The 7995-nt window shown below is 64.2% G+C and carries 9 protein-coding genes; 3 read left to right on the plus strand and 6 right to left on the minus strand.

Features of this window, described 5'->3' with window-relative positions; translation table 11 throughout:
* On the plus strand, positions 1-81 hold an 81-nt coding region (locus tag ACXJ7R_RS19025), incomplete at its 5' end, for an SDR family oxidoreductase (protein WP_457153202.1).
* A 111-nt stretch (positions 82-192) separates the two neighbouring features.
* A complete protein-coding gene (locus ACXJ7R_RS19030; RefSeq protein WP_095088617.1) occupies positions 193-402 on the plus strand; it encodes a hypothetical protein in 210 nt (69 codons plus the stop codon).
* Positions 403-465: 63 nt separating this feature from the next.
* Here ACXJ7R_RS19030 and ACXJ7R_RS19035 read toward each other — a convergent pair whose 3' ends face one another.
* The 5 genes from ACXJ7R_RS19035 to ACXJ7R_RS19055 all read right to left on the minus strand — a co-directional run bounded on the left by ACXJ7R_RS19035 (position 466) and on the right by ACXJ7R_RS19055 (position 5079).
* Positions 466-1155, minus strand: a complete 690-nt coding sequence (locus tag ACXJ7R_RS19035; RefSeq protein ID WP_457153196.1) for a GNAT family N-acetyltransferase — start codon at positions 1153-1155, stop codon at positions 466-468.
* Positions 1156-1174: 19 nt separating this feature from the next.
* On the minus strand, positions 1175-1915 hold the full coding sequence (locus ACXJ7R_RS19040; protein WP_457153197.1) for a class I SAM-dependent methyltransferase: 741 nt from the start codon (positions 1913-1915) through the stop codon (positions 1175-1177).
* 33 nt (positions 1916-1948) lie between these two features.
* Positions 1949-2866: a ketopantoate reductase family protein gene (locus ACXJ7R_RS19045; protein WP_457153198.1), complete on the minus strand. Its 918-nt coding sequence runs from the start codon at positions 2864-2866 to the stop codon at positions 1949-1951.
* A 147-nt stretch (positions 2867-3013) separates the two neighbouring features.
* The gene (locus tag ACXJ7R_RS19050; protein ID WP_457153203.1) at positions 3014-4471 is read right to left on the minus strand and encodes a pyridoxal phosphate-dependent decarboxylase family protein; all 1458 of its coding nucleotides are present in this window, start codon (positions 4469-4471) and stop codon (positions 3014-3016) included.
* A 41-nt stretch (positions 4472-4512) separates the two neighbouring features.
* Entirely contained in the window at positions 4513-5079 is a 567-nt protein-coding gene (locus ACXJ7R_RS19055; RefSeq protein ID WP_457153199.1) for a cupin domain-containing protein, read from the minus strand.
* A 126-nt stretch (positions 5080-5205) separates the two neighbouring features.
* On the opposite strand from ACXJ7R_RS19055, the gene ACXJ7R_RS19060 reads away from it, so the two are divergent.
* Complete coding sequence (locus tag ACXJ7R_RS19060; protein WP_457153200.1) at positions 5206-6183, plus strand: LysR family transcriptional regulator; 978 nt, start codon at positions 5206-5208, stop codon at positions 6181-6183.
* Positions 6184-6319: 136 nt separating this feature from the next.
* Here ACXJ7R_RS19060 and ACXJ7R_RS19065 read toward each other — a convergent pair.
* Positions 6320-7995 (minus strand): adenylate/guanylate cyclase domain-containing protein (locus ACXJ7R_RS19065; RefSeq protein WP_457153201.1); only part of this gene is annotated, 1676 nt, incomplete at its 5' end.

Genomic DNA, 7995 nt, shown 5'->3' on the forward strand with positions numbered 1-7995 from the left:
GTGGTGTTCCTGGCCTCGCCGGCAGCGTCGATGATCACCGGCGCCAATATTCTGGTCGATGGCGGCTGGTCGGTGGCGTAAGATCGCGGGTTGTGAGCGAAATCAAAAAGGGCGCAATCGAAGCTGTCGCTCGTTCAGTCCGTCCTTTTTGCGTGAGATGCGCGTATACTTTTCGAAAGGAAGGGAGGCCGCATGTCCATCAATCGCAAACTCAAAGAGGCGGGCAACTTCACGCCGTCCGAGATGGGACTTCTTGGGCGGGTCTTCGACCAGGCAAAGCGCGAGGGCGACTCTGATGCCAGCCGAGAAGCGCTGGCCTCCCGCATCATCGCCAACTATATGGCCGGCATCACCGACGAGGCCGAGCTCCTCGCCTTGTCACGGCAGCCGCTTGGTCGATGACGCGGCACTGTGATTTCAAGGGATTGACTGGTGCTGCGACTGAGGATTGACCTCTGGATCATGCTAATCAAGGCCGCTCCTGATCTCGGCAACCGAGCGAAGCTGCCGCCCGGCGTCGAAATTTCCGGGATCAAGCCAGGCCTCAAAAGCTGAGCGATGGTCCGGCCATTCGCTGGAAAGCATCGAATAGACACAGATGTCGCAAGGTTTGCCCTTCAGGAACAGGCCCTGGCGCAGCGTGCCCTCATAGACGAAGCCGAGCCGATCGGCCGCCTTGCGCGAGCGCAGGTTGGTCGAGGTGCAGGTCCATTCGAGGCGCCGGTAGCCAAGATCGTCGAAGACATGGCGCAGGATCAGGTAGAGCGCCTCGGTGGCGAGCCGTGTGCGTTGCAGCGGCGGCGTGTAGAGCACATAGCCGAGCTCGACGACATGATGGGCGGGTCTCGCCTCCATCAGACAGAGCCACCCCAGCGGCTTGTCGTCGAGGCCGGCGACGGCAAAGAAGGCGCGTTTCTTGTCGGCCACCAGTTCGGCGACGTGGTCGGCGAAACATTGCTCGCTGGCGAACGGGCCAACCTTCATGTCGACCCAGGTGGCATTCGTGTGCTCGTCATGCGACAGCGGGTAGAGACAGGATGCGTCGCGCCCGGCGTCGAGCGGGCGCAGGCGACCCGAGCGACCGACCAGCACGACGGCCGCGGGAACCGGAGCGTCGCCCGGCGGGATCTCACCCGGTTTCAGATCTGATGACATGGTCGCCCCGATGCGCTGGCTAGTTCCAGTAGCGGAATACCCTGCCCATTCTGTTCGGCATCATGAAAATCTCCTCGGCGCGGCGAAACCCGGCATCCCGCCCCATGCCGAGCCAAGTGTCGGCGGTTTCAGGGAAATCGGCCAGAAGCATATGCCGTTCCATGGAAGCGAATTCCTCGTCGGAAACGGCCGACCATTTGTCTCGCAGCAACGAGAAGCGGGCGAGCCAGGCGGCGCGATCTTCTCCCTCGAACAGGGCCGGCTCCCAGATGACGAACTGGCCCACGCCGCCCAAGGCCCTGCGGGCGTGCCGCATCAGCTTCGCCTTGCCCTCGGTCGCTAGATGGTGCAGCGACATGCCGATCCAGATTACGTCGACGGGTTCCGACCAGTTCGCCATCGCCTGCGCGAAATCGCCACAGCGCAGTTCGACCGGGCATGGGAGCCCTTCGAGTGCGCGAGCGGCAAGCGCTAGCGACGCTTCCGACAGGTCGATGCCGACATAGCCGCCGATCGCGGACGTCTTCARCATCGCGGCAGAGGCAGCGGCATCGCCGCACGCCACGTCGAGGAATCGAAACGACCCTGGTGCATGCTCGACGAGCAGATCGCGCAGGAGCCCGTAGACCTCGCGGTGGAACATGAGGTTTGTGGCCACGATCCTGCGGTACGTCTCCAGCTCCTTGTTGAACGTGTCCTGTGGCCCGGTAGCCTCGTTAACGGTCGCCACCGGCATGCTCTCGCTCGACGAACTGGCCATGATATCCTCCCAAGGGACGTTGAAGCGGCACCGCTAGTGGGCGGCACCCGCAGCGTAGAGATGCAGGGCGCGGAAGACCGCCGTGTGGCCGGGGGTCGCAACACCGAACCTGATGCCCAATTCGTGCATGCGCCCGGACAGCCAGGCGACCTCGATTGGCTTGCCCCTTTCGAGGTCGTTGGCCATCGACGATTTTACGTGCGGTGGGAATGCGGTCCATCTGGTCACAACGCGCCCTTCGAACCCCTCGACCATGGGATGACCGGCCGCGGCCGCGACCGCCATCCCCTCGTCGCGCAGTTGCTCGATGAAGATACGAGCCTCGGGGTCGTCGAGGATCGGACCGATCCCGGAGCGCATGAGCGACGTCCCTCCGGAAAAGGCCGCGAGTGTCACGAACTTCTCCCACAGCACATTGTCGATGTCGGCAACCGGCTTCAGCTCAAGCCCAACAGCACGATCGCAGAGCGCCTGAAGGTCCTTGATGAGAGGCTCGCGGTGTCCACCGACCAGGATGTGACGCAGCCCGCCAGCGTGGACGACTTCTCCCGGCTGTTTGATGAATGCGGACAAGTAGGTGGCGCCGCCAATCACCTGGTCGCCGGGAACATGGCGGCCTAGAATCTCGACGCTGTCGATGCCGTTCTGCAACGTCACGACACGCGTATTCCTGCCGATGAGCGGTCCGAGCGCGGCGGCGGCCTTCTCACTGTCGTAGAGCTTGACCGCAAAAATCGCGAGATCGACGGGACCAATGTCGGCCGGCGCGTCGCTCGCGGACACATTGGGGAGAAAGACGTTGCCGATATCGCTTTGAATTCGCAGGCCGTTCCGGCGCATTGCCTGCAAGTGGGCACCGCGAGCGATGAAGCTGACGTCGCCCCCCGCCTCTGCGAGCCTTGCGCCGAGATAGCCGCCGATGCCGCCCGCCCCGATCATTGCGATCCGCATGCGTCCCCCTCGACATCAGCTGCCGCCATGGGCCGAGCGAAGCTGGAACGGCATCTGCCGGGCCCGATCAATATTAGCATTTACTTGAATACAAGGCCAGCCGACAGGGTAGATGTCAGACAGCAAGCGATCACGACGAGCCATCGGCTACCTTATCGCCCGCCACGCCGCTATCATGGCGTCGGCGGCAATTTCGCCTTGCCTGTCGTCGGTCGACCAGGAAATCACCGACACCCGCATGACTTGGCGGCCGTGCCATCTGGCGCCGCCGGCAAAACAGATCCCATCGGCCTGCAGGCGGGCGATCGTCTGCAGCGTCAGCCGGTCGGCCTCCTCGTCCGGGCGGTCGGCGCCGAAACGCACGACGAACTGGTTCAGCACCACGTCGTTGGGCACGGCAATGGCGTTGTCGGCGCGCAGCCTATCGGCCATCGCTCCGGCCACCTTGCAATGGCGCTCTACCATCGCGGCGATGCCTTCGCGGCCGAGATGCTTGATCATCGCCCAGGTGGCGAAGCCGCGCGCCCGTCGCGATAGTTCGGGCACATAGTGGCTGGGGTCGCGCTCGTCCTCGAAGGCCAGTGGCAGGTAGCTCGCCGCGATCGTCATGGCACGGCGATGCGCCTGTTCGTCGCGCACGATAGCATAGCCGCAATCATAGGGCGTTTGCAGCCATTTGTGGCCGTCCGTCGCCCAGGAGTCGGCGGCATCGACCCCGGCGGCCAGATAGCTGCGCCCGGGGCAGGCGCGCGCCCACAAGCCAAAGGCACCATCGACATGGACCCAGGCACCGATGCGCCGGGCGATGGGAACGATGCCGGCAAAATCGTCGAAGGCGCCGGTGTTAATCTGCCCGGCCTGCAGGATGACGATGCAAGGGCCGGAGACCTGGGCGGCGGCCACGGCAAAATCGGCCACCGCGATACGGCCATTGTCGTCTGTCTTCACACGCACGACGCGGTCATGGCCAAGGCCGAGGAACTGCAGCGCCGAGAACACCGTGGCATGGGCGTCGTCGCCAATCAGCACCGTGATGGGCGGCGCGCTGAACAGGCCTTGCGCCTCGACATCCCAGCCGGCCTGCCGCAGGACCGCGCCGCGCGCCGCTGCCAGGCAGACGAAATTGGCCATGGTCGCCCCGGTGACGAAGCCGATGGAGCCTTCGCGCGGCAGGTCGAGAAGCTCGAGCAGCCAGCCGCCGGCGATCGTCTCGACGGCCGAGGCCGACGGCGTGGCGTGGTGATTGCCGGTGTTCTGACCCCAGGTGCTGGTCAGCCAGTCGGCACAAACGCCGACCGAATGGGAATTGCCGCAGACCCAGGCGAAGAAGCGCGGACCTGTCATCCTGTGCAGGCCGGGCTCAGCCTTCTCGGCAAGCTCGTCAACAACACCGATCCCAGCGCTGCCCCGTTCGGGAAGCGGCTCGCGGAAACTGTCCAGAGCCTGCCGATAAGACATCAGCGGCCGCTGCGGCCCGGAGGCGATGGCGTCGCGAAAACGCGTGGCGTGATCGGCAGCTCGCTGGAAGAGTTCGCCTGTGGAAGCCTCCCCTGTGCCGTCATCCTCCGATGCGGAGGGCGACCTGCTCTCCAGGGCCTGCAGCATCGGGTCGAGGATCAGGGCGTCCAGTGTCATGACGATGTCTCCTATAGCCAGTCTATGCCGTATTTGCGCGACACGGCCGCGTAGGCTTCGGGCATCGCGGCGCCGCTCGCCTCAGCCGCGGACAGCTCGCGGAAGAAGCCTTCGAAGCCGGCCGGCGAGGTCATGGTGAGAAACCTGCCGGTGCGCGGCAGGACGCGCTTGTGTGCATGCGGCACACCGCGCGGCGCAAACATCGTTCCGCCCGGCCCGACGCGGAACTCCTGGTCGCCGCAGCGGAAGACATGCTCACCCTTGATGACATAGAAAATCTCGTCCTCGTTGGCGTGCCTGTGCAGGGGCGTGTCGAGCGGATCGATCTCCTCGATGATCGAGAAGGCGCCGCCGGTCGTGTCGGCCGCGGCCCTGACCAGGAAATCGGCGCCGCTGAAGCGCAGCCGCTCGCCTGCCCGGCATCGAGCTTGTAGGCAGATGATCTCGCCATGCCGCTTGTCCCCTCCTCCGCTTGGAGTGAGACGCCGCTCAATTCGCCCGAAAAAGGCTGCTCCGCCAGCCAGCGCTCGCCGAGGTGCCGGACGAACCCCAAGTCCGGTTCCCGGCCGATCAGCCATCCCATCAGAGCGCGTCGCACCCCGCCACCCGATTCTTGCATGGATACCCTCACGGGTCTGGAAAACCCTTGTGACGCCAGTATCGTACTTGGACTCTGATGTATCCAATGATATCAATTCAGCATCATGCTGAATGAAATCGACCTATCCCGCGCCGATCTCAATTTGCTGAAACTGTTCGAGGTGGTACTCCAAGAGCGCCATGTCGGACGGGCTGGCGATCGCCTGAGGCTGTCGCCGTCGGCGATCAGCCACGGCCTGCGCCGGCTGCGCAAGCTGCTCAACGATCCGCTCTTCCTGAAGACGCCGAAGGGCGTCGTGCCGACGCCGCGCGCGCTGGAGGTGGCCGAGCCTATCGCCAATATTCTGGCGCAGGTCCGGCGAATGGTTGTGGCGGTCGAGCCGTTCCGTCCGGAGACGTCGAACCGGCGCTTCACCATCAGCGCCGCCGACGCGCTTTCGGCGGTGTTCCTGCCGCCACTTGTCGAGAAGCTGGCCACGGCCGCGCCCAATATCGACCTCACGGTGCTGCAAATGCTGCCCTATCGCAAGGGCGGGCCCATCGAGCGGACCTGGCGGCCGGTGCTTGCCGAGATCGACGCCGGCCTGGTGGATATCGCCGTCGCGCCGCTGGATGACGTGCCGGCGCGCTTCACCCGGCGCGCTATGCTAAAGGAGCGTTTCGTGGTGGTGATGCGCGCCGGTCATCCCTTTGCCGAGCAACCGACGCTAGAGCGCTACTGCACTATGCGTCATGTGCTGGTGTCGTTCACCGGCGACAGGAAGGGGCTGATCGACGAAACCCTGGAAGCGTGCGGCCTAGCGAGACGTGTGGTGTTGACGGTGCCCAATTATACTATGGCGCTTGCGGCGGTCGCCGAGTCCGACCTCATCGCCGCCGTACCGGCCGTGCTGGCGGCGAGGCAGGGACCGCGCTTCGGCCTGGTCAGCGCCGACCTTCCGCTGAACACTGGCCACGTCCCGATCTGCGTTATCGCCCAGAAAGCGGTGATGACGGATGTCGGCCTGACATGGATGTTCGAGCAGGTTTGCGAGGCGGTGCAAACGCACTACGCCGATCCCCCCTCCCAACTGCAGGACTAGAATCTTGCCTGAGGGAGGCGACTACGCATCTAACAAAAGCGCCAACGGGTTAAGCCACCAAGCTGCAATTCTGGTACGCTGCGCGCGGGAACGACCCGGTACCATGGTAGCCACCAGCTGCTCTGGCACGGCCAAATCACGCCGGCAATCCGGCCTTGATGAGCCCTTCACGGAGAAGCTCCCGGTCTTCGGCGTGTTCAAGGAGGACGCTCTCGCGCATGTATTCAGCGGTAGAGAAATCAGGCTGCAAGCGCAGGACCTCCGCCACTGCTGCCTGTGCCGCTTCGGTCCGTTCGAGCTGGGCGTAGCAGGCCGCCAGCCGTGCACTCGACCACGAGCTTGGCAGGGGCATTTTTTTGAACGCCTGAGCGGCCTCTGCAAAGCGCCGAAGCGAATAAAGGGCGATGCCGAAATGAACATCGTACCAGCGAAAGTGTAGTGGGTTCAGGCGACCAGCAGCTTCCAAGCAAACCAGTGCTTCTTCCGGCCTGCCACGAAAGGCCAGCAAGCGGCCCTTCATGATCAGTCCGTCTGCATCATTGGGATTGAGGTCGAATGCCCGGCGGAGATGTTGCTCGGCCATGTCGTATTCACGACGGTAGAGACAGATGGTCGACAGTATGCGGTGGCAGCGGCTCTCCAGAGGGTCGAGTGCGATCGCGTGCTTTGCCTCGTTGAACGCCGCGTCCAGCACCTCGATCGGTGCGGCGGCGTGACCGTTCTGTGCCACCTTCACGAAAGCACGATACGAATGCGCCACGGCATACCGCGCGTCGAGGGCCACCGCTTTCTCGAACATCTCAAGCGCTTGCCGATTGGCATCCGTGTCACTCCGAAAGTGGGCCATGCCCCGCAGCAGGCAGTCGTAGGCGGCAAGGCTGGTTGTCGGCTTCCGGAGCGATTGCTGAAGTCTCGCATCTTCAATTCGCCCAACCAGCGTCGACACAATGGTCTGCGCAACTTCGTCCTGCACCGTGAAGACGTCGTCGAGGCCGCGGTCATAGCGTTCGGCCCAAAGATGCGCGCCGGTCGCCGCCTCGATGAGCTGCGCAGTGATCCGCACGCGCGCTCCGGCGCGCCGCACGCTGCCTTCGAGAAGATAGGACACCCCAAGCCGCCGGCCGATCTCGGCAAGGTCGATCGACTTGCCGCGAAAGGCGAAGGAGGAGTTGCGGGCAATCACGAACAGCGAGCGGAAGTGCGTCAGCCCGGTGACGATGTCTTCGGTGATGCCGTCGCTGAAGTAGGTCTCCTCCGGCTGCCCGCTCAGATTGTCGAACGGAAGCACTGCGATTGAGGGTCTGTCGGGCAAGGATAGCGGCGCACCGGCGGCAGGCGGTGCCGATCCCTTGGACCAGCACCAAACGCGGACCGGCTGCGCGATGTTCTTCAGCTTGCGCTCGCCGGTGTCTTCAAAGGCGAAGTCAGTCTTGCCGGCCAGCTGCTTCTGCGCCGCATCGGCAATGCAAATGCCCCCAGGCTCCGCCAGTGCCTCAAGCCGTGCCGCGATGTTGACGCCATCCCCGAGCAGGTCGCCGTCCTCCACGACAACGTCACCGACGTTGATGCCGATGCGGAACACTATGCGGCTCTCGGGCGGGACCTCCCGCTGATGCTCCGCCGTCCCTTCCTGCATTGCGACGGCACAGGCCACGGCCTCAACAACGGAGCCAAACTCAACGATTGCGCCGTCGCCCATTAGTTTGGCAACACGGCCCCTATGGTCTGCGATCAGCGGGTCTACCACTTGGGAGCGAAGGGTCCTGATCGACGCGAGTGTACGGGCCTCATCTGCTTCGATCAGGCGTGAAT

The organism is Mesorhizobium sp. P5_C1, from assembly GCF_054049815.1.